We start from the raw sequence: 19354 nt of genomic DNA on the forward strand, positions 1-19354 counted from the left end.
ACTGGATGCGTGGAGCAGACGCAGCCAACCCTCACCGAGCGACGCCGCGCAGCCACCGAACTCGAAATCGCCACGGCAGCGGCCCACCTCTTCACCGAACACGGCGCCGCAGAAACATCGGCAGAAGACATCGCCGAACGAGCGGGAGTCTCTCTCCGCACGTTCTACCGCTACTTCCCCAATAAACACGAGGCCGTTGCCCCGTTCTTCTCCAGCGGCGCGACCCACTGGCAGCAGGCAATCGCCGAATCCACGCCGGGGATGAGCCCGCTGGAATCCGTTGAGCAGGCCATCCGCAACGAACTCTCCCCCACGAGCCACAACGAGGCAATCGACTTTGCGCGCACCCGAGCCTTGCTGCGGGTGACCCTCGCCGACCCGGAACTACGCCGCGTCTGGATGATCGTGAATCAGGAGTCGGAGGTGGCGTTGCTCCCCGTGATCACGAGCATTACCGCGGATGATTCAGACCCGCTATCGCTCAGGCTGCTCGCGGCCGCGGCGACCGACGCGATTCGCATTGCCCTGGAGAGTTGGGCTCTTCAGGAATCGAGTTCCGCGGCGCCGCCTCTTGAGCTCGCGCTCACAAGCTTTGGCCGGCTGACGGCTGGGATTCCCGAGCTGCACGCGGCGAAATAGACCACGGGCGAGAACTCGCAAATCAGTGGGCAAGAAAAGGGGCCAGCCGATGAGACTGACCCCTGAGATCAACCTATGACCTCAGTCGTTAGCGATTGCAGCCCCCGAAATAACCCCGGCCAACCCCTCAGCCCGACTCCACATCGGCCAGTGCCCGGTCGGGAGGTCAACGAACTCGCGGTTCTCAAGGTTGGCAACTTCCGCGAACATTGGATGGCCGGCATCCACCAGCTCCAGGATCTGCGCGCTCGTGATTGAGCAGCACACGAGCGTTGTTGGAACCCGCAGTCGCGCTTCGTTGCCCAGCTCAACCGGCTGCCGAAGCACCGGTCCGGGTTCAGGAACTGCGCGGGCTCGGAGCCGCTCAAGATCCTGGTTGCTGAGTCCGTCTAGGCTCGACTGCTGCCCAAGCGCGTCAAACGCTGGCAGGGGCAACTCAGCTACTTCCGCTGGCAGGTCGGGGGCAAATGCGCTTCCGGGCGATACCGGCCCGCTGTCGATCCAGACCACGCGCTTGACGAGTTCGGGGTAACGGTCGAGCACAAGGCTCACGGGCGCGTTGGCCCCGCTGTGTGCCGCAATGACCACGGGGCGGGTGGATGCCCCCGCGTCATCCATTGCCTGTTTGATGGCCGCGGCCTGGTCGTCGAGGGTTCGGAGCATCCGCTCGGGGTCGCCCTCGTCGAGGCCGGGAAGGGTGAGTGCCACGGCTTGACGACCGGCGGCCGTCAGGTACTCGGCTACCTCGTCCCAGGCCCATGCGCCCAGCCAGTGGCCAGGGATCAGGATGATGGTTGGTTCGTTCGTGTGTGTTGTCATACTGCGATCGTAAGTTGCCCCTTTGACAACGGTATGTCACTATTTGTGACATGATTTCCGACGAGGTTGAGAAGTGAAGCGCGCAGAGCGGCTGCACGCCCTTTCGGAGATGCTGCGTCGCTCCGGCGCTCGCGGATGCACGGCCGAGCGGCTCGCCCAAGAGTTTGAGGTGTCGGTGCGGACCATCAAGCGAGACCTCACCGCCCTTGAGAACGCTGGGGCCCCGCTCTGGTCGCGGCCCGGGCCCGGTGGTGGGTACGGGCTCGTCGCCAGAGTGAACCTCCCTCCCGTGAGCCTGTCCCCGCCGCAGGCCGTGGCGCTGCTCGCTGCCGTCTCTGCGGCATCCGATGCGCCCTATGCCGACCTGGCGGCGTCCGGGGTTCGCAAGATTCTGGATGTGCTCGACCCCAAGACTCGTGCACAAGCCGACGAGCTCGCGAGCCGCATCTGGGTCAACGCGCCGCCCGCGGCGAGCCGCGTAATCAGGTCGGCCATTGAAGAAGCGATGGCCGAGCAGCGCGTTGTGCGAGTCTGCTACGTCTCCGGTGACGGCGATGCGACAACCCGCGATGTTGAGCCAATCATGTTCGGGTCCACGGATGGTCTCTGGTACCTCATAGGTTGGTGTCGGCTGCGCGGCGGCATCCGTTGGTTCCGGGTGGAGCGAATTGAGCGCGCTAGCGTTACAGCGATTCCGTGCGAGGGGCACGGTATCGAGGAGGTTGGGATGCCGCCGGCGACGGCCCGCTCCGTGCGGAGCCGCGGCGAGTGAGGGTAGCGCTGCCTGCGAGACCGAGGCTGTGAGCGGCCAGGCGATTCAGCCCAGGCGCGCCCTACGATACGAGCGAAACGGGATCGGCCTACTAAACCGCCTCCACACACCTCTCACCAGGAAAAAGAACAGCGTCGCCGAGACCGCGTAGTACAGCAGGCCTCCGATCCAGACAGGAATCGCTTCCCAAGAAACGTATCCAAGCCCCCGAACCACGCTATCCAGGCTGTACCCGTCGAACAGTGCCAGGAATGGCGCCAGAGCGAGGAGTACCGCGCAGATCGCCATCATGGCCGCGAGGTACCAGAACAGAGCAACCGAGTATCGTTCGTCCGTGAGGCTCGGGATGCTGCCGTCGTTGGACACAAACGCATGCGGAATCACGCTGGCAAGCCCGGCCGAGAAGGCGAGCATTGTGGCAGAAACGAGCATCACGTTTCCGTCGTACGCCGTTTGCCCCGTGAGCATTGGCGGGATGGTGAACAACGGGTACAAGCTGGCAAGCAGGACGACCACGCAGAGCACCGAGAGCCCAGCCCAGTTCCTCGGGCCGATACCGAACAGGTCCTCATCCTCATCGATGGCCGACGGTTTCTTGTTTTGAGGCCGGGGCTGCTTTTGGGCATGATTCCGTCGTCGCCTGGCGACATCCTCTGCGGACGCGGCCGGACGCGTTCGCCTGGCCTCCAGCCACGCCAGTTTCGCTCGTTCCCGTGAACGCCGTTCACGAATAGTGCCCACGAACGTCCCAGTTCCAAAGGCGGCGAAGAGGAGGACGAATCCCATTCCGGCCAGAGACGCCCCGTTCGCGCCCCACCAATCAGCTGGTGTGGTGAGCGTTGGCGAATCAAGGAAGGCGGCAATGAGGATGAGGAGCAGCGGAAGGCTGATAAGCGAGACTATGCCCGAAAACCAGAGTGAGTCTTCGCCTTTCTCCTTCCGAGGTATCAGCACCTTCAGCTTTGGAGGCTCGGTCTGCTCGGTTGCGTACGACCATTTGACGCTCCGAGGCACCACCGTGAATCCCGCGCCCACGTCGGATTCGCAGAGTTCACGAAGATCTTCACGGTCGATGGTCGCGGCTACGGCCAGGTCGGGAACGATGCCGGGAGCCCACCCATCCCGAATCTCCACGTTCCAATCGTTCCAGTGGAACGTCGCGTCCTGGTTTGACGAACTCCCGTACTTGTCGGCGCGCTCGAAGTCCTCAGCAAGGTCTTCGAGGTCCTCATAATCGCTGCGGGGACCCCACTCCATTGGCGAGAAATGCAACGTGGAATAGAACACGTAGAAGTCTTCATCTGGCCTTGGCTTGATGAGAATTTGATCTTCGAACGCGTCCATGACGAATGACTTTCTCTACGGTTTCTCGTTGCCGGCAAGCCCCCACGCCCGGTGTGAACACCTCGAATCTTAACACCTTGCGAACGGGGTGCTCTCGAAGGCACCTGGGAGAAAACACACTCGATGATGCAACAGCGAAGAGGCCTTCCGAATCGTCGAATGGCAGCGACCGAAAAGCCTCCTCGTCGAGGCGGTTACCCGTGGACTGCCTCTTGCCGTGCCAGCCACTCCACAATGACCCGGTTCGTTTCCTCGGGCCGCTCCTGCTGAATCCAGTGCCCACTATCGAGGCTGATCTCCTCAACATTCGGAACAAACGCCGCGAGGTTCTCGGCGGGGGCCACGGCATCCCGAGACCCATAGATCATGAGCGCGGGCTGCTGGATGATCGGGTCGGCATCGGCGAGCAGGTGCCAGTTGCGGTTGAGGTTGCGATACCAATTGATGCCGCCGGTGAATCCGGAGTTCTCGAACGCCGCGGTGTAGACCGCCAGGTCGCTGTCGTTCAGCATGGGGTCGCCTGCGGGGGTCTCGGTGCGCGCAATCTCAATCATCACCATCCCTGGCTTGGGCGGCAGGAGCGGTTCGTTCGTGCGATACAGGTTATTCAAGAAGCGGGCAGGATCGGCGTCAAATACGGCATCGGCAACGCCCGGTTGGCGGTTGAAATGCACAAAGTAATAGTCGCTGCCGAGCACCGCCTCCATGAAGTCCAGCCAGGGCATCTCGCCCCGGGCGAGGTAGGGCAGGCTCAGGCAAATGACCCGCTTGACGCGTTCCGGATGCAGCAGGGTGAGGCTCCACACAATAAACGCACCCCAGTCGTGGCCGATGAACGTGGCATCGTCGTAGCCGAAGTGGTCGAGCAGCGCGACGAGGTCGCCAGCCAACTGCTCAATATCGTAGGCATCGACCTCGGTGGGCCGGGAGGATGCGCCGAAGCCGCGCTGGTTGGGAGCGATCACGTGGTAGCCGGCGGCGACAAGCGCCGGCACCTGGTAGCGCCAGGTGTAGGCGAGGTCTGGCCAGCCGTGGCAGAGCACGATTGGGTTTCCGGCGTTGTGCTGGCCTGCTTCAAAAACTTCTAGCTCCACGCCGTTGACGGCGATACGAGTTGGGATAGGAAATGCGTTCTGGGTTGTGTTCGAGTTCATGCTTTCCAAACTAGTTACCTAAATAGGTCACCCCATGACCGGTTTTTCTGAAAAGATCTTAATTATGCGATCCGACCGGTTGATAGCCATCCTCCTCATGCTGCAGCGCCGCGAGCAGGTCACGGCCGCCGAGGTGGCGGGTGAGCTGGAGATCTCCGAACGCACCGCTCGCCGCGACCTCGACGCCCTTGGCATGGCCGGCATCCCGGTGTACTCGGTCCAGGGGCGCAGCGGTGGATGGCGTCTGCTTGGCGGCGGCCGCACCGACCTGTCCGGGCTCACCGCAGGTGAGGCTCGCGCGCTGTTCCTGGTCGCCGGGCCAGCGGCGGCCGCGACTCCTGCCGTGAAAACGGCCCTCCGCAAGCTCGTCCGCGCGTTGCCTGAGACGTTCCGATCTGAGGCTGAGGCTGCTGGTTCATCCCTGGTCGTGGATGCGCAGCATTGGGGTTCGAGCGGCACAGCGGAGCGGCCTCCTCATTTCCTTGATCAATTGCAGGATGCCGTCATCCGAGGCGTGCAGACTCAGATCGGATACGTCGACAGCGCGGGCAACGAAACCGAGAGAATCATCCACCCACTCGGCATCGTGGCGAAAGGCCCAGTCTGGTATCTCGTCGCTCACACTGATGCGGGTCGGCGAACGTTCCGGATCGACCGGGTCTCGGCTGTTGTTCCGAGCGATGACCCCGTTCACCGGCCAAAGGACTTCGATCTCGCCGAAAGCTGGCGCGAGATCGCGGATGAGGTCGACCGCCGGCGCACCCCGGTCGAGGTCCACGCGCTGTGCACGCCCGAGGGGATCAACTTCCTAAGGGTCGCGGTTGGCAGCAACCTCGAAATAGGCGCGGCAGGGCATGACGGCCGCATCGCCGTGGTCATCCGAGCGCAAAGCGAATACGGAATCGCGGGACACCTCTCCGGGCTCGTTGAATGGCTTGAGATCACGGGCCCTCGTGGTGTTGTTGACCATTTGGCGGGGATTGGTGCGGCGCTGAGCGAGCGATATGGCGGGCCGGGATTGCCGAGCACCCCGCGATGATTTATCCGTGATTGAACGCATGCCTCAGCGCGGTAATGGAGACAGGGAGGAACTACGCCCTGGCGGCTAGTCGCGAGGCTCGGTGTAGCTGCTGAGCAGGTGGTGCAGTGCTTGACGCTCGTGCTCGTATTCGCAGAGCTCGATGGCTCGGCGGATGAGTTCATCTGCGGCTTTCTCGTCACCTTCCTGGCGGTGCAGGTGAGCAGCTACCACTAGTACGCGGTGGTGATCAGGCAGCTCCTGACGCAGCCGGTCAACGTCGGCTCGGTTGATTGGTCGTCCGGACGCAGCACGTCCGGCCGCGCGATCCAGCCGGTCCAGCGGCGAGTCGCCCAACTGCGCGAGCCGACGATGTGCGGCGTCGATGAGGCTCCAGTCAGTGCGTTCGATATCGGGGGCCAGGGCGTGTGCGGCCGCGATCGTGGCATATGCGCGCAATTCTTCCGCGTAGCCGCTGCTCGGAGGCAGGGCGCTGTATCGGCGAAGCGCTGCCGTCATCTCATCCACTCTCCAGAGGGAACGATCCTGCTCAGCCAAAGTGAGTAGGCGGCCATCGTCACCAATACGAGCGTCGCGTCGGGCGTGTGTGAGGGAGACGAGCACATCGAGCGCCTCGAGCGCTGGGTGAGGGCGACTCCGAGCGGTCTGGTGCAAGAGGGTCACGAGGTCATCCGAGGCATCGTCTCCGGCAAAGTAGGCAGCGGCATACGCCACCGAGATCGCCCGCGCAACATCGTCGGCACGATCAGGGTAATCCCTGGACGATGTCAGCGCGAAGCCAGCCGAAGCGACGCGCCTCTTGGCGCGAGTAATGCGCGCGGCCATGGTTGGTGTGCTCACCAGAAACATGCGCGCGATCCGTTCTGTGAGTAGCCCAAAGACAAACCGCAGCGCGAGAAGCGGTCGAGACTCGCTTCCGAGAGCTGGGTGACAGGCCAGCCATAACAACTCGATACGATCATCGTTGTCGCTCGGCAGGGCCTCTTCCGCATCCACCAACTCGTCGGTTGCGATGAGGTGCCGCCGCCGCACGAGCGCCTGCTCGCGGCGCAGCTCGTCGATCAGCGCGCGCTGCGCTGTACGGCGAATCCAGGCGACAGGATGGCCAGGGATCTGCTCGGCCCACGAGCTGATTGCACGCTCACAAGCCGTGGCGAGAGCATCCTCCGCCAGATCAACCCGACCGGAGAACGCGATCAGAGACCGCAGGAGCGGCGCCCAGTGCTCGCGCACTAGTGCCGCTACTGCTTGGTCTGCGCGGCCCATCCTCACCCCATCGAATCGACCGGCCGCAGTTCCATGTCGTACGGCGGCAGAAGGTCCGATAACTCAAGCAGCAGATCAAGATTTGGCGTCTCTACCAGGAAGAACCCGCCCAACCCCTCATACGCGGCGGCGTACGGTCCTTCTGAGACCACTCGCGCGCCACCGGATCTGCGCACGGTTGTGGCCGACTCCCCTGTTTCGAGTGCTTCTCCCGCCAGGATCTCAACGCCGCGGGTGGCACAAGCGTTTTCGAATTGTTCGAACCGCTCTATAAGCGCGGCCTGCTCAGCCTCACTCAGCCCATCCCAAGCGGGGACGTCACCGTCGCCAGTCAATAGCAGTAGGTACTTCATGTCGCTCTCCTCTCGGTGGTGCGAACGCATCCACTCATTATGATGACGGATGAGCAGCTACAGAATCGACACCTGAGTCCCAGAATGTTGTGAAGTAGGCGGAGGCTGCTTATCCGGGTTCGTGGTGGGTGACCGTTGCACCCCGTCCGCGTGCTGCCGCGCGGTCTGATCTGGGCACGACCCGATACGGGCAAGTCGTCCTGCTCTATACTGATCCCATTGGAAGTAAAAACGTGAGCGTTCTCTCACGCGCATACGCCGCTCGCTGAGCCGCCACTTCTCCTTACTCAGGAGCAAGTGCATGAGCGTGCAGCACCAATCACCGAGCAACAACACCGCCACTTTGGCCGTATCTGGTCGGCGTCCCCAGACGCTTCGAGCTGCCGCGGTCGCCCTGGCCGGACTGTCGGCCGTGTTTCTCTTCGAGATGCTCGACAACTCGATTCTCAACGTGGCGCTGCCCACGATCGGGCGTGAGCTCAACGCCTCCACCACCGCGCTGCAGTGGGTAACTGGCGCCTACGCGGTTGTGTTTGGCGGGCTCATGCTGCTGTTCAGCGCCATCGCGGACCGGTTCGGCCGTCGCCGCGTGATGCTCCTTGGCCTTGCGTTGCTTGCCCTGTCCAGTCTGGCGACCGCCTTCGTCACCACGCCAGAGCAGGTCATCGCCGTCCGCGCCGCGATGGGGATCGCCGCCGCCATGACCACCCCCGGCTCCATGGCGCTTGCCTTCCGGCTCTTTGATGAAGAAGGCCTGCGAGTCCGCGCGCTGACCCTCATCTCCACGGTTGGCCTGGTCGGTCTGGCGATCGGCCCTACCGCCGGCGGGCTGGTCCTCCTAGTCGCACCCTGGCAGGTTCTGCTGCTGGTCAACGTGCCCATCGCCATCCTCGCCTTCATCGGAATCCGGCTTGGCGTCGCCAACGACCTGCCAGTAGAGCTGCACCGCGACCCCCTCGACATCGCGGGCGCGTTTCTCGGTACGGCCACCATCGTGCTGGCACTTATCGCCCCGACGCTCTTCGTTGACGAGGGCGCCGGCTCGTGGATGCCCTGGGCCGCGACGGCCGGCGCGGTTGCCGCTGGCATCCTCTTCGTTGTTCGCGAGCGAACGGCCCGCTACCCGCTGATCGACCTGAAACTCGTGGCGCTCCCGCTCGTATCCAGCGGGCTCGCCTATAAGGCGGCATCCGGGCTCGCGATCGCCGGCCTCGGCTACATGGCAACCCTGCAGCTGCAGTTCGCCTGGGGCTGGTCGCCCGCTCAGGCCGCGATCGGCCTTCTGCCCCAGGTGATCGTGTTACTGCTTGGCGGCCGGTTGGTTGGCCCGCTGCTGCGCACGGTCGGGATGAGCCGGGCCGCGTGGATGAGCGCCGCCGCCGTTGTCTTCGGCCTCGCCGTCTTTGCCGTTGGCGGCCGCTTTGGCTACGTCTGGATCGCCGTCTCCCTCGTGCTGGTCGCGGCCGGGATGCGCGTGGTCGGCGTCGTTGCAGGCACCAACGTGATGACCGGGCTGCCGGAGAACCGCACAACCATCGGTGCGGCCCTTGCCGACACGTCCAGTCAAGTCGCGACTGGAATTGGGATCGCCGTGACCGGCACCATCCTCGCGGCGTTCTTTGCCGGCGACATCTCGTCACCAGCCTGGAGCGCCCAAGAGGCAGCCTCGTTCCAGGACGGGGTCACCGTGGCGGGGCTTACCCTGACGCTCGCGGCCGCCGTGCTTGTGCTCGTCGGGATGGCCAGGGGGGCGAACTCTCGCAACCGCTGATGAATGAGACACGCTTGCGTCGCTCCCCCAGGGGCACGTATCGCCCATCGCTTCAACCCTCAGCTAACCGGTCCCCGCGCCCGTACTCTTCTTTCACCGTCCGCAGGTTCGTCCAGGTGCGGATGCTCGCGATCTCGGGGCTCGCCCGCAGTCGGTCGGCGAGGTCGAGCAGCCCCTCAACCGAATCCGCAGAGAGCGTCGCGATGAGCTCGTACTCGCCAATCGTGATCGCCAGAAACTCGGGCTCCAAACTGCGCACGAGTTCGAGGGCCGCCGCGAGTTCGCCGCGGATCTGGATGCCAACGCCGAGCGTCAGCAGGTTGGGCCCGTCGTGCCGCACGGGGATGCCGACCACCTTGACCGCGTTGTGTTTGACGAGCCGGTTGAGGCGCAGGCGCGCGCCGCTTGGGGAGACGCCCGCCGCGGTTCCCAGCTCAAGGAAGGAGGCGCGGCCGTTGATACGAAGCTGCTCCACGATTGCGCGGTCGGTGGCATCCAAGGTGAATCCGGCACGGCCTGTGCGGAGCGGCGAGTAGAGATTGATGTCGATGTTTTCGTACAGGTGTGTCTGCATGCTGCGCACGCCTGGCAGGCAGCGGATGCGGTCAAGCGTCTGCTGGAGGTGAGGGTCAGGCCCAACGCGTATTTCGGCGTCGATCGGGGCATCCCCGCTGATGTCCGCAATGAACGTCGTCTCCGGCATCGCGATCAGTGCCTCGCGCACTGGCGCAACCGGCCCGTCGAGGCGCAGTTGGATGTAGCCAAAGCGTTGCAGGGCCAGCACATCCGGGCTCACCGAAACGGTGAACATGACCTCTCGGTGCTCAACCGCTCGCTCAACGATCTGCGTGACCCGCTTGCGCGTGACGCCAAGGGATGCCGCGATGCGCGTGTAGCTGGCCCTGCCATCCTCGCGCAGCGCCTTGAGCACGTGCGGGGTGAGGGGGTCGCGGTGTTCCATGTGGGGTCCCAGATTATTTGGCAAAGTTGGTGCGTTTTGAGAGATATTTCACTCCAAATGCGACGCTAGCCTATCATTTTGCGTCAACTTGGAACGAAAACGCATTCAGCGCGGATTGAAGCTCGGTTTCTGCTTTACATCGCCTGTCTTCCGACCTAGTGTCGGTTGAGCCCGAGTCAGGGGTCGAAGCGGTTCTTCAAACGCGTGACGTCGCCTCCGATTCTGCTGATCTCTCAACGGCGAAAGGTATCCAGACATGTCCACCTCAACTCCATCCTCCGGCCCAGCGACGGGCCAGAGCAGTGATGAGAACGAACTCGCTGACTACGGCTACAAGCAAGAACTCAAGCGTTCGCTCTCGCCGTGGGCCGTATTTGCCCTCGGGTTCGCCACGATTTCGCCAGTGGTTGGCATTTACGCCGTCATCCAACTCGGTTTTGCGTTCACCGGCCCCGCCTGGATCTGGGCGGTGCTGATCGCCTTCATCGGCCAGCTGTTTGTTGCTGTTGTCTACGCGCAGCTGTCATCCCAGTTCCCCATTGCGGGAGGCGTCTACCAGTGGGTGCGTCGCCTTGCCGGCCCCAAACTGGGCTGGATGACCGGATGGGTCTACCTCGCCGCCGCCATCGCTTCACTGTCAACCGTTGCCTACCTCGGCGGCGGCTGGATGAAGGAATTCATCGGCGACACCTCCGACAATTCCTGGGGACTTGTGTTGTATGGAGCCGTCTTCCTGCTGGTTGCGCTCGGCGTGAACCTGCTTGGCGTGAACCCGGTGAAGCACTTCCTGAGCGCCGGCATCATCGCCGAGGGTGTTGCGTCGATCGTGGTCAGTCTGCTGCTGCTCATGTTTTTCATGCATAACGACTTCGGCACGCTGTTCGAGACGTTGGGAGCGCCAGAAAACGCTGGCGTCACAACCCTCTCCGGCGTCCTCACGTGCCTTGCGGTTGCCGGATGGGCTTTCCTCGGTTTCGACGCAACCACCCAGGTGGCCGAAGAAGCTCATAACCCGCGGCACACCGTGCCCCGCGCGATGCTGCGATCCTTCCTCTTTGTTGGCATCACCGTGCTGTTGAGCGGCGCGGCAGTGACCCTTGCGTTGCAGGACCCGATCCGTGCCGTGAACGGCGAGATCGGTGACCCGGTGCTCACCTCGGTCACGGAAGCGTTCGGCGCGTGGAGCGAGAAGCCCTTTATCGCCGTTGTGCTCATCGCATTCTTCGCCTGCGCCATCTCGATCCAGACGTACATCGGCCGCATGGTCTTCAGCTTCGCCCGCGACAAGCAGATCCCGTTCTCCAAGCCGCTCTCGCGCATCGGGAAGAAGGAAATCCCCTACGTTTCGCTCATCGCCACGGCCGTTCTTGCGACCCTTGGCCTGTTGCTTGGCCTCAACGGCAACGCTGCGGCGACGCTCATCTCCTTCGGCTCCGGCGGGTTCTACATCGTGTTCCTCATCGTCGCGGCGGTCGCCCTCTGGGCTCGCCTCACCAAGCGCTGGGACCCGAGCCTCGGATCGTTCAAGCCCGGACGCTTTGGGCTTGTCATCAACGTGCTCGCCGTGATCTGGCTTCTCTTCGAGGTTGTCAACGTGGCCTGGCCGCGTGCGGAGCTCGCCCCAGTGGACGGCACGTGGGTGCAGATTTGGGCGGTCATCCTGGTCTTCAGTGCGCTCATCGTCATCGGCATCGTGTACCTGGCCGTGCAGAAACCCCACCTCGAAATCGCGACCCCCGCGCAGCAGAAAGAGACCAACCGATGAACCCAACGAATCCAGCCGCTGAAGACTCCAACACCGTTCAACAGGCGGTTGTTGTCGAGCCGGGCGAGGGGATGCGCCTGCGCGAGATCACGGTGCGCGGCCCGCGAGCCGGCGAACTTGCCGTTGAGGTTCGCGCCGCGGGAGTCTGCCACTCCGACCTGCACATCTTGAACGGCGACTGGCCGTCTGATCACCCACTCGTGCTTGGGCACGAGGCCGCCGGAGTGGTCACCTCGGTTGGCGACGGTGTTGACCTTGAGCCCGGCGATCACGTGGTGCTCTCCTGGTTCGCGCCGTGCCGCACGTGTGACCGCTGCGCCGCAGGAAAGGCGTGGCTCTGCACGGGCACGCGTGCCGTCGAAAACGTGCTGCCGGATGGCGGCACCGCGTTCAGCCTCGACGGTGAAGAGGTTTTCCCGTTTCTTGGCCTCGGAGCCTTCACCAAGTCCGTGATCGTGCCCCGCTCGGCCGCCGTCAAGGTTGCCCCCGAACTACCGTTTGAGGTTGGCGCCCTGCTCGGCTGCGCCGTCACCACCGGTGTTGGAGCAGCGGTGAATACCGCAGAGGTGCGTCCCGGTGAAACTGCCGTGGTTGTTGGCTGCGGTGGCGTTGGTCTCGCGATCATCATGGGCCTCAAGCTCGCGGGTGCCGGCACGATTGTGGCCGTTGACCTCTCGGAGGAGCGCCGCGCTGCGGCAGAACAGTTTGGCGCGACCGTGACCCTTGACGGTTCGAAGGTGGATGTCGCGGCCTGGTGTCAGGAACACCTCGGCGGCGCCGACTACGCCTTCGAGGCCGTTGGCAGCCCTCGCCTGATCGAGCAGCTGCCCGGCATGATTCGTTCCGGTGGTGCCGCGGTACTCGTTGGTATGCCGCCCATCGGCGCAAAGGCGCAAATCGATGCCTTTGACCTCGCCGACCAGGGCAAGCGCGTGCTCGGCTGCAACTACGGTTCGAGCGTTGCAGCGGTGGACATCCCCCGCCTCGCAGAGCTGTACCTCACGGGCCGCCTGCCGCTCGACGAACTCGTTGGCAAGACGCGGCCATTGGCCGAGGTTGAACTGGCGTTTGAGGACCTCAAGGCGGGCATCGGGCTGCGCGGGATTCTCATTCCCTAGCCGTTCGGGTAGATACGCGGACGACTGGGGGCCTATGAGACGTGTTCCTCCCGCGACGAACGGTGGTTACAGCTTTGCTCGCTTTTTCTTGGCATTCCAGAACTCCTGCGCAGCCGCTTCGCCTTGCTGTTTCTTGATCGTGTTAAATTTCACCGTCTTGACGACGGCGCTGATAATTGGCCAGGCGATGAGTGCGGCGAGAGCAATTGCGCCAAAGATCTTTCCGAGTTCGTAAGCGTCCATGTGATGTTCCTATCGTTTGTGTTTTGCGCACGCCAGGGCACTGGCGTGCGAGGGGGACTCGAACCCCACATCCGAGAACACTGGAACGTGAATCCAGCGCGGCCGCCAAACGTGCCGCTTCCTACGTTCAGTGTAGGGGCGCACAAGAGCTTCGCCCGCTCACTACTCCATTCGCAGTAGACGCTTCGGTTCCGCAAGACGATTCGGCACGGGCCAAACACCGGAAGTATCGGGTATTGAATTCGTTTCACATACCCGAGGAGCATCCGAATGTCTACTTTTCTCGCCCGACTTGGGCGTTGGAGCGCCCGCCACCGTTTGGTGGTGATTGGTGCCTGGCTGCTGATCTTCGCCGGACTCATCGGCGCAATGATTGTTGGAACCAATAGCGGCGATGTGGGTGAGGCATCCGAGTCGATTCCCGATTCGCCAGCCTCACAGGCACTTGACCGCATGAACGAGGAGTTTCCGTCCGCGGGCGATTCCGGCGGCGCCGAATTGCAGCTGGTGTTTGCCCCCGACAACCAGGATGTGACCAACAGCGCGACGGCGGCCAAGATTTCCGGCATCCTGAGCGACGCGGCTCAGCTGCCTGGCGTTGAGGCCGTGAGTGACCCGTTTGACTCGACCCGCCCATACGTTTCGCAAGACCGAAACCTGGCCGTCGCTACGCTCTCCTACGGCGAGCTCACCGATCAGCAACAGATTGACAACTACGAGGCCGCGCTCGATCTCCAGCAGGATGCCGATGCCTCGCTTGGCGTCGAACTCGGCGGAAACCTTGTGCCGCTTGGGGCTCCAGCCCCCGGTCCTGGCGAGGGCGTCGGCGTGATTGTCGCGTTTCTGGTGCTCATTCTTACGTTTGGTTCGCTGCTTGCCGCCGGGGTCAACCTGCTCATCGCTGTCTTCGGCGTTGGCGTGAGCCTTGTTGGGGTGCTTGCCCTTGGCTCGTTTATGCCGATCGGCGAGAACTCGATCATTCTTGCCGCCATGCTTGGCCTCGCGGTTGGAATCGACTACAGCCTCTTCATCCTGTCGCGTTTCAGAAACGAGCTTCGCAGCGGCAAGAGCGTTGAGGATGCCGTGGCACGGGCAACGGGCACCGCCGGTACGTCCGTGGTGTTTGCCGGCCTCACCGTCATTGTTGCGCTGGTCGCCCTCCTCGTCGCGAACCTCAGTTTCATTACCGAGATGGGTTTTGCGGCAGCCGCTGCCGTCGCGGTCTCGGTTCTGCTCTCGTTGACGCTGCTCCCAGCGCTCATGCGCACGCTCGGCACGAAGGCCCTGTCAGGGAAGCAGCGTCGTGCGCTCGCGGCTGGCGAACTGTGGGTCGAGGGTGCGGAGCAGAAGCGCGGATTACTGCGCGGCTGGGGAAGCTTTGTTGTGAAGAAGCCGGTTGTGTCGATTCTTGCTGGCACGCTGCTGCTGGTTGTTGCGGCCCTCCCGCTGCTCAGCATGAAAACGGCGTTCAGTATCCCCGGCGGGTCAGACCCGAGCACAACGGAGCGCGCCGCCTACAACCTGATTGTTGACGAGTTTGGCGGCATCCAGAGCCCGCTGTTGGTGCTTGCTGAGGGCGACGACGTCCGCTCGCACACGGCAGCGCTTGCGCAGGACCTCGCGGATCGTGACGGGGTGCGGATGGTGCTCCCCGCCGAGTACTCGGCCGACGGGACCATGGCCCGCATGACGGTCATTCCAGAGGGCAGCCCCATCGACCAGCAGACGAAAGACCTCGTGCAGCAGGTGAGGGACGACGCCGACGCGATCAGCGGCGTGCACGTTGAGGTCACCGGCGAAACCGCCATTGGCATCGATCAGGATGCCGCGCTCATGGCTGCGCTCATCAAGTATCTTGTGGTGATCGTGGTGATCTCCCTGTTGCTGTTGCTGGTGATGTTCCGTTCGATCCTCATCCCGCTGATCGCAACCCTCGGCTACCTCCTGTCGCTCGGTGCATCGTTTGGTGCGAGCACGGCGGTGTTCCAGTGGGGCTGGCTCGACCCGGTCATTGCGGCACCGCAGGGCGACCCGATGCTGAGCCTGCTTCCGCTGCTCCTGGTCGGCGTGCTCTTTGGCCTCGCGATGGATTACCAGGTCTTCTTGGTCTCCAGGATGAAGGAAATGCACGATCGGGGGATGTCCCCAAAACAGGCCATCCGCGAGGGGTTTGCCCGCTCGGCGCCCGTGCTTGTTGCCGCTGCCACGATCATGACGGTGGTGTTTGCCGGCTTCGCGACTGGAACCTTCGCCATTGGTGCCTCAATCGCCTTTGGGCTCATGATCGGGGTCATGGCCGACGCGTTTATTGTGCGGCTTGTACTCATGCCGGCGCTGCTGAGTCTGCTTGGCGAATCGGCTTGGTGGCTCCCCCGCTGGCTCGACCGGATTCTTCCACGGGTTGATTCAGAAGGCCACGCCCTCGATGCCGCCGAAGACGAGGCCGCAGCGAGTGATGGTTCTGGTGGCGGCCAGGATGCCCCATCCCCTCGGCAGCTGGCCGGCGTCTAGGCACCATCAACGTGGGGTTGTCGCCAATCGGCGGCAACCCCACAACCAGGAGAACATCATGCACCCGCGCAACACACTGCAGCAGGAACGCGCCACGGAACGAGACGCCCCTACCGGGCGCGGCGAGTCAGACATCCCTGCCACCCAGCCGCCAGGCCTGCTGAGTAGATCTCTCACGGCGCTGCGCAACACGAGCCAGCGCAACATCTACTTTTCGGCCCTCGCGATTCCAGGTCACCTACTGATGGCTCTTTCAAAGGGGTTGGTGTTGGCGGTGAGCTTTTCGGCCTTCATCGCAGCAACGGTGCTCTTCACGCTTGGGCTCGCCGCGATCAAGGCGCTTGTGGTGTCGACGTATCGCCGGGCGAGTGAGCTGGATGCTGCATCCGCGATTCCCCGCACCTACCGACGCATCGGCACTATCGTCGTGACGCTTTCGGCGCTCTGGATGGTTTCGTGCTTGCCCCTCGCCTTTGGTGGCGAACTGAGCGGCAGTTATGACGGTTTTGCCGCGGTCATGATCGCCGCGCTCGCCTTTGTTGAGCTGGGATTTTCGGTGCACGGCTGGATCTCGTCGCGAAAGCGCAAGGATGCGCTGATGGAAGCGATCAAGCTCAGCAACCTTGCCGCCGGCCTCATCTTGCTCGTCCTTGCCCAGACCGCGCTGCTTTCGATGGCTCAGGCCACGGATATGTCGAGGGCAAACGGCTGGTTTGGGGTCGGGATCGGCGTCATTTCGGCTGGAATCGGGGCGTACATGATCCTGCGCTCCGCCCGTCTCCCCGTGGAACTCTCCGAACCGGAATCGACCTGACCCAAATGTTCCTATTTTCACGAGAATAGACACATTTGGGTCAGGTCGATTGGCCGCGACGTGGGCTAGGCGGGGTCGCCGAATCCCGCTTTGATCGCGATTGAGACGAGCTGCGCGCGGCTCGCAACGCCAGACTTCATCATGGCTCGATTCACGTGCGTCTTGACGGTGAAGGGCGAGAGAAACAGGAGCGCGGCAATTTCGGGATTGCTCAGCCCAGAGACGACCAGCCGAACGACCTCCCCCTCCCGTTCGGTCAGCTCCGCAAACCTGGCGGCGGCCTCAGGGTCAACTGGGGCCTGCTGCGGTTCGAGAGCGTGCCCGATCAGGGCGCTCACCGCGGTTGACGACAGCGCGTGCTCCCCCGCGGCAACCGAGAGGATGCCTGAGGTGAGTTCTGCCGCGCTCGCGCCCTTACTGAGAAAGCCGTCAGCGCCGGCCCTGATGGCGCTCAGCACGTTCTCGTCTTGGTCGAATGTGGTGAGCACGAGGATGCGAAGGGCGCTCGCCGGATGCGTCGCCCTCATCCGTTTTGTGGTCTCAACGCCGTCGATGCCTGGCATCCGAATGTCCATCAGCACCACGTCGATGTCGGTGCTTGCGAGCTCGTGGAGGGCCGTGATGCCGTCGCCCGCCTCCGCGGCAACCGTCAGTTCTGGGTGCGTGTCAATAATTGTGCGGAGGCCAGCACGAATCATCTCTTGGTCGTCAACGATCAGTATGCGAATCACGCGGTTGGTACTCCGTTCGGGGGAAGCTCTGCCGTGAGCCAGAAGAGGTTGTTTTCTGAGCGGGTGGTCACCGTGCCGCCAACGGAGGCGGCCCGTTCTCGCATGCCGATGATTCCGTGCCCTCCCGAAATGGGCGCCTCAGCAGCGCGGCGTTTGCTCGGATGGTTGAGTGCAGAGGCGTTGGCGATCATGCTCACGACTTCGATGGACACGGTTCCGGCCTCGGCTATCGAAAGGCGAAGGGATGCCGTACCCGTGCCGTGTTTCTGGGCGTTGGTCAGCGCCTCTTGCACGATGCGGTACGCCGCGGCGCTCACCGGCTGGGCGAGTGGATGCGCGAGCCCGTCGAGTTCCGTCTCTAACGTCATACCTGCCGAGCGGAACGATTCGACGAGCTGCGGAACCCCGCCGTGCTGGGGCGTTGGCGCGAGGTCAACAACGGCATCCCCGACCCTGAGGATCTTGAGGATGCCCTGCACCTCGACGAGCACCGATTGCACGCCAGCCCTCGCCGCGGCAAGATCGGCAGGCACCGCAGCCGGGTCGTGTTCCAGGTGGGCTTCTGCCGAGCCAAGGTGCATGCTGACGACCGCAATCTCGTGTCCAATGCTGTCGTGCAGGTCGCGGGCGATGCGCACCCGTTCTTCGGCGACGCCCTGTTTGATGGCAGAATCCCTGGTGGCGACGGCATCCTCGACCCGCCCCTCAAGCTCTGACCAGTACTGGCGCTGACCGTAGGAGGCGGCCCCGGCCGCGGCTCCAACGAGCGCGGCGAAGGCTGCGATTGAGGCTGAGGCATCCACCGAAACGTCGAGGGTTCCCTCGTGAAAGGCCGCCGCCCCGAAGTTAGCGATGCCGATGATGAGGCCGGTGAGGAGGCCGGGGGCGCCGCGGAGGGTGAAGAGGAACGCGATAAAGCAGCCGATTGACCAGATTGCGATCGGGTCGACCCCGAGGATGGCCTGCGCGAGCGGCGCCGCCGCAACCAGCAGCGTGCCAAGGAGCGGGCGCCCTCGATAGCCGAGGGCAAGCCCCGTCGCCGAAAGGGCAAGCCCAACGAGCGCAGCTGGCCCCCACTCTCCGATGGCGGTCATGAACGCATCGAGGAGATACGCGACGGCGACGATGCCGAGGACCGTCCGCTCGAGGGTGCGCGATGAACGCACCAGCAGCGGCGGGCGGGTTCGTGACTTGGGTTCGGGGGTGTGCGGCACAGTGCCAATTCTTTCACCCCTGCCCGCGCCGCGTGTACTCCGTTTGCAGTAGCTGAGGATCGTTCTGCTGCACGATGATGTGCTGAGGGAAAGCGAGGATTCTTGAGCTATCAACAGGCCCAGCAACGGGCCGTCAGGCAAGGAGAACGAACATGAGCATCACACAGATCGCAACGCCAACCAGCGCAACGGCCCTCACCTCGTATGAGTACCTCACGGTCAAGGCTCTGCGTCACAACGAGTTGGAACTGGCCGACACGTACCGCAGCTTTGGCTGGACCCTTGAACAGTCGGATGCGGCTGGCGTTGGCTCCCCCACGATCTTCCTGCGCTTCAAGCGCGACCGTCACATCAAGAACCGCCCGATGATTGACGACCTGCAGCGCACCGCAACGACCGCCCTCAACGCGGCGGAAGAACTCGACCGGACAAAGACCAGGAAGGCGATGCTTGTAGCGCTCAGCACCGGGCTTCTTGGAACGGTTTTGCTGGCGGTGTCAGTCTTTTTGCTGATCGGCTCTGCCACGTTCTTGTCGTGGGTGCTTGGTATCTTCGGGCTTATTTTTTGGGCGCTGAGCCCGCTGCTGTATCGCCAGGTAGCCACAAAGAGTGCCCAGTCGGCCGGGCCAAAGATCGCCAAGCAGCGCGACGTGGCCTACGGGGCAATGGAGAACTCGATCCGACTCCTTGGCTAGGTCGCTGGCCGCAGCCTGGCCCAGCAGCGAACGCGGCATGGCCAGCTGAGCCGAATGTGGCGGCGCAGGAGGTCCACCTCCTGCTGGGCCGAGGCCAGCCGAATCCTGCCGCCGCAAGAAAGAGGGAGCCGGCAGGGTCGCTCGA

General features: G+C 63.5%; 18 protein-coding genes. 9 read left to right on the forward strand and 9 right to left on the reverse strand.

All coding sequences use genetic code 11. The features are described from left to right. Positions 1-9 precede the first annotated feature (9 nt). Complete coding sequence (locus tag FHX76_RS12765; protein WP_167151187.1) at positions 10-639, forward strand: TetR family transcriptional regulator; 630 nt, start codon at positions 10-12, stop codon at positions 637-639. Between the two features lie 81 nt (positions 640-720). Here FHX76_RS12765 and FHX76_RS12770 read toward each other — a convergent pair whose 3' ends face one another. After that, positions 721-1458: an alpha/beta fold hydrolase gene (locus tag FHX76_RS12770; RefSeq protein ID WP_167151189.1), complete on the reverse strand. Its 738-nt coding sequence runs from the start codon at positions 1456-1458 to the stop codon at positions 721-723. A gap of 73 nt (positions 1459-1531) precedes the next feature. Here FHX76_RS12770 and FHX76_RS12775 point away from each other — a divergent pair, with 73 nt between their 5' ends. Then, the gene (locus tag FHX76_RS12775) at positions 1532-2230 is read left to right on the forward strand and encodes a WYL domain-containing protein (RefSeq protein ID WP_167151191.1); all 699 of its coding nucleotides are present in this window, start codon (positions 1532-1534) and stop codon (positions 2228-2230) included. Positions 2231-2275: 45 nt separating this feature from the next. On the opposite strand, the gene FHX76_RS12780 is transcribed toward FHX76_RS12775, so the two are convergent. Both FHX76_RS12780 and FHX76_RS12785 read right to left on the reverse strand, forming a co-directional pair. Continuing rightward, on the reverse strand, positions 2276-3574 hold the full coding sequence (locus FHX76_RS12780; RefSeq protein ID WP_167151193.1) for a hypothetical protein: 1299 nt from the start codon (positions 3572-3574) through the stop codon (positions 2276-2278). Positions 3575-3768: 194 nt separating this feature from the next. After that, positions 3769-4728 (reverse strand): alpha/beta fold hydrolase, encoded by a 960-nt coding sequence (locus FHX76_RS12785; RefSeq protein ID WP_167151195.1) that lies wholly within the window; start codon positions 4726-4728, stop codon positions 3769-3771. A gap of 34 nt (positions 4729-4762) precedes the next feature. Between FHX76_RS12785 and FHX76_RS12790 the strand changes: the two genes are divergently transcribed. Beyond that, the gene (locus FHX76_RS12790) at positions 4763-5767 is read left to right on the forward strand and encodes a helix-turn-helix transcriptional regulator (RefSeq protein WP_243848794.1); all 1005 of its coding nucleotides are present in this window, start codon (positions 4763-4765) and stop codon (positions 5765-5767) included. Positions 5768-5833: 66 nt separating this feature from the next. Here the strand turns inward: FHX76_RS12790 and FHX76_RS12795 are convergent, their stop codons facing one another. Together FHX76_RS12795 and FHX76_RS12800 are read right to left on the reverse strand one after the other, a co-directional pair. Next, positions 5834-7033, reverse strand: coding sequence for a DUF6596 domain-containing protein (locus FHX76_RS12795; RefSeq protein WP_167151197.1), 1200 nt, complete (start codon positions 7031-7033; stop codon positions 5834-5836). 2 nt (positions 7034-7035) lie between these two features. After that, positions 7036-7386, reverse strand: coding sequence for a YciI family protein (locus tag FHX76_RS12800; protein WP_167151199.1), 351 nt, complete (start codon positions 7384-7386; stop codon positions 7036-7038). A 301-nt stretch (positions 7387-7687) separates the two neighbouring features. On the opposite strand from FHX76_RS12800, the gene FHX76_RS12805 reads away from it, so the two are divergent. Continuing rightward, positions 7688-9157 carry an MFS transporter gene (locus FHX76_RS12805; RefSeq protein ID WP_167151201.1) on the forward strand — a complete coding sequence of 490 codons (1470 nt, stop codon included), beginning with the start codon at positions 7688-7690 and terminating at the stop codon, positions 9155-9157. Positions 9158-9209: 52 nt separating this feature from the next. On the opposite strand, the gene FHX76_RS12810 is transcribed toward FHX76_RS12805, so the two are convergent. Further along, complete coding sequence (locus FHX76_RS12810) at positions 9210-10118, reverse strand: Lrp/AsnC family transcriptional regulator (protein ID WP_167151203.1); 909 nt, start codon at positions 10116-10118, stop codon at positions 9210-9212. Positions 10119-10374: 256 nt separating this feature from the next. On the opposite strand from FHX76_RS12810, the gene FHX76_RS12815 reads away from it, so the two are divergent. Further along, positions 10375-11883, forward strand: a complete 1509-nt coding sequence (locus FHX76_RS12815) for an APC family permease (protein WP_167151205.1) — start codon at positions 10375-10377, stop codon at positions 11881-11883. Next, positions 11880-13001 carry a zinc-binding dehydrogenase gene (locus FHX76_RS12820; protein WP_167151207.1) on the forward strand — a complete coding sequence of 374 codons (1122 nt, stop codon included), beginning with the start codon at positions 11880-11882 and terminating at the stop codon, positions 12999-13001. Before FHX76_RS12815 ends, FHX76_RS12820 begins: the two co-directional genes overlap by 4 nt. 66 nt (positions 13002-13067) lie before the next feature. Here the strand turns inward: FHX76_RS12820 and FHX76_RS12825 are convergent, their stop codons facing one another. Further along, entirely contained in the window at positions 13068-13244 is a 177-nt protein-coding gene (locus tag FHX76_RS12825) for a hypothetical protein (protein ID WP_167151209.1), read from the reverse strand. 270 nt (positions 13245-13514) lie between these two features. On the opposite strand from FHX76_RS12825, the gene FHX76_RS12830 reads away from it, so the two are divergent. Together FHX76_RS12830 and FHX76_RS12835 are read left to right on the forward strand one after the other, a co-directional pair. Continuing rightward, positions 13515-15755 (forward strand): MMPL family transporter, encoded by a 2241-nt coding sequence (locus FHX76_RS12830; protein ID WP_167151211.1) that lies wholly within the window; start codon positions 13515-13517, stop codon positions 15753-15755. A 58-nt stretch (positions 15756-15813) separates the two neighbouring features. Then, positions 15814-16569 (forward strand): hypothetical protein, encoded by a 756-nt coding sequence (locus FHX76_RS12835; protein WP_167151213.1) that lies wholly within the window; start codon positions 15814-15816, stop codon positions 16567-16569. 65 nt (positions 16570-16634) lie between these two features. Here FHX76_RS12835 and FHX76_RS12840 read toward each other — a convergent pair whose 3' ends face one another. Then, the gene (locus FHX76_RS12840) at positions 16635-17300 is read right to left on the reverse strand and encodes a response regulator (RefSeq protein WP_167151215.1); all 666 of its coding nucleotides are present in this window, start codon (positions 17298-17300) and stop codon (positions 16635-16637) included. Next, the gene (locus tag FHX76_RS12845; RefSeq protein WP_167151216.1) at positions 17297-18514 is read right to left on the reverse strand and encodes a histidine kinase; all 1218 of its coding nucleotides are present in this window, start codon (positions 18512-18514) and stop codon (positions 17297-17299) included. The genes FHX76_RS12840 and FHX76_RS12845 overlap by 4 nt, the downstream gene beginning before the upstream one ends. Before the next feature lie 152 nt (positions 18515-18666). On the opposite strand from FHX76_RS12845, the gene FHX76_RS12850 reads away from it, so the two are divergent. Beyond that, positions 18667-19209 (forward strand): hypothetical protein, encoded by a 543-nt coding sequence (locus FHX76_RS12850; protein ID WP_167151218.1) that lies wholly within the window; start codon positions 18667-18669, stop codon positions 19207-19209. The last annotated feature ends 145 nt before the right edge of the window (positions 19210-19354 follow it).

Source organism: Lysinibacter cavernae (assembly GCF_011758565.1).
GTDB classification, from domain to species: Bacteria; Actinomycetota; Actinomycetes; order Actinomycetales; family Microbacteriaceae; genus Lysinibacter; species Lysinibacter cavernae.

What these genes read in the sequence shown, in the direction of transcription:
- FHX76_RS12770 (WP_167151189.1), bottom strand. Translation starts at nt 1,458, where the DNA reads ATGACAACACACACGAACGAACCAACCATCATCCTGATCCCTGGCCAC.
- FHX76_RS12820 (WP_167151207.1), top strand. Translation starts at nt 11,880, where the DNA reads ATGAACCCAACGAATCCAGCCGCTGAAGACTCCAACACCGTTCAACAG.
- FHX76_RS12830 (WP_167151211.1), top strand. Translation starts at nt 13,515, where the DNA reads ATGTCTACTTTTCTCGCCCGACTTGGGCGTTGGAGCGCCCGCCACCGT.
- FHX76_RS12815 (WP_167151205.1), top strand. Translation starts at nt 10,375, where the DNA reads ATGTCCACCTCAACTCCATCCTCCGGCCCAGCGACGGGCCAGAGCAGT.
- FHX76_RS12835 (WP_167151213.1), top strand. Translation starts at nt 15,814, where the DNA reads ATGCACCCGCGCAACACACTGCAGCAGGAACGCGCCACGGAACGAGAC.
- FHX76_RS12780 (WP_167151193.1), bottom strand. Translation starts at nt 3,574, where the DNA reads ATGGACGCGTTCGAAGATCAAATTCTCATCAAGCCAAGGCCAGATGAA.
- FHX76_RS12795 (WP_167151197.1), bottom strand. Translation starts at nt 7,033, where the DNA reads ATGGGCCGCGCAGACCAAGCAGTAGCGGCACTAGTGCGCGAGCACTGG.
- FHX76_RS12805 (WP_167151201.1), top strand. Translation starts at nt 7,688, where the DNA reads ATGAGCGTGCAGCACCAATCACCGAGCAACAACACCGCCACTTTGGCC.
- FHX76_RS12800 (WP_167151199.1), bottom strand. Translation starts at nt 7,386, where the DNA reads ATGAAGTACCTACTGCTATTGACTGGCGACGGTGACGTCCCCGCTTGG.
- FHX76_RS12790 (WP_243848794.1), top strand. Translation starts at nt 4,763, where the DNA reads ATGACCGGTTTTTCTGAAAAGATCTTAATTATGCGATCCGACCGGTTG.
- FHX76_RS12785 (WP_167151195.1), bottom strand. Translation starts at nt 4,728, where the DNA reads ATGAACTCGAACACAACCCAGAACGCATTTCCTATCCCAACTCGTATC.
- FHX76_RS12825 (WP_167151209.1), bottom strand. Translation starts at nt 13,244, where the DNA reads ATGGACGCTTACGAACTCGGAAAGATCTTTGGCGCAATTGCTCTCGCC.
- FHX76_RS12810 (WP_167151203.1), bottom strand. Translation starts at nt 10,118, where the DNA reads ATGGAACACCGCGACCCCCTCACCCCGCACGTGCTCAAGGCGCTGCGC.
- FHX76_RS12850 (WP_167151218.1), top strand. Translation starts at nt 18,667, where the DNA reads ATGAGCATCACACAGATCGCAACGCCAACCAGCGCAACGGCCCTCACC.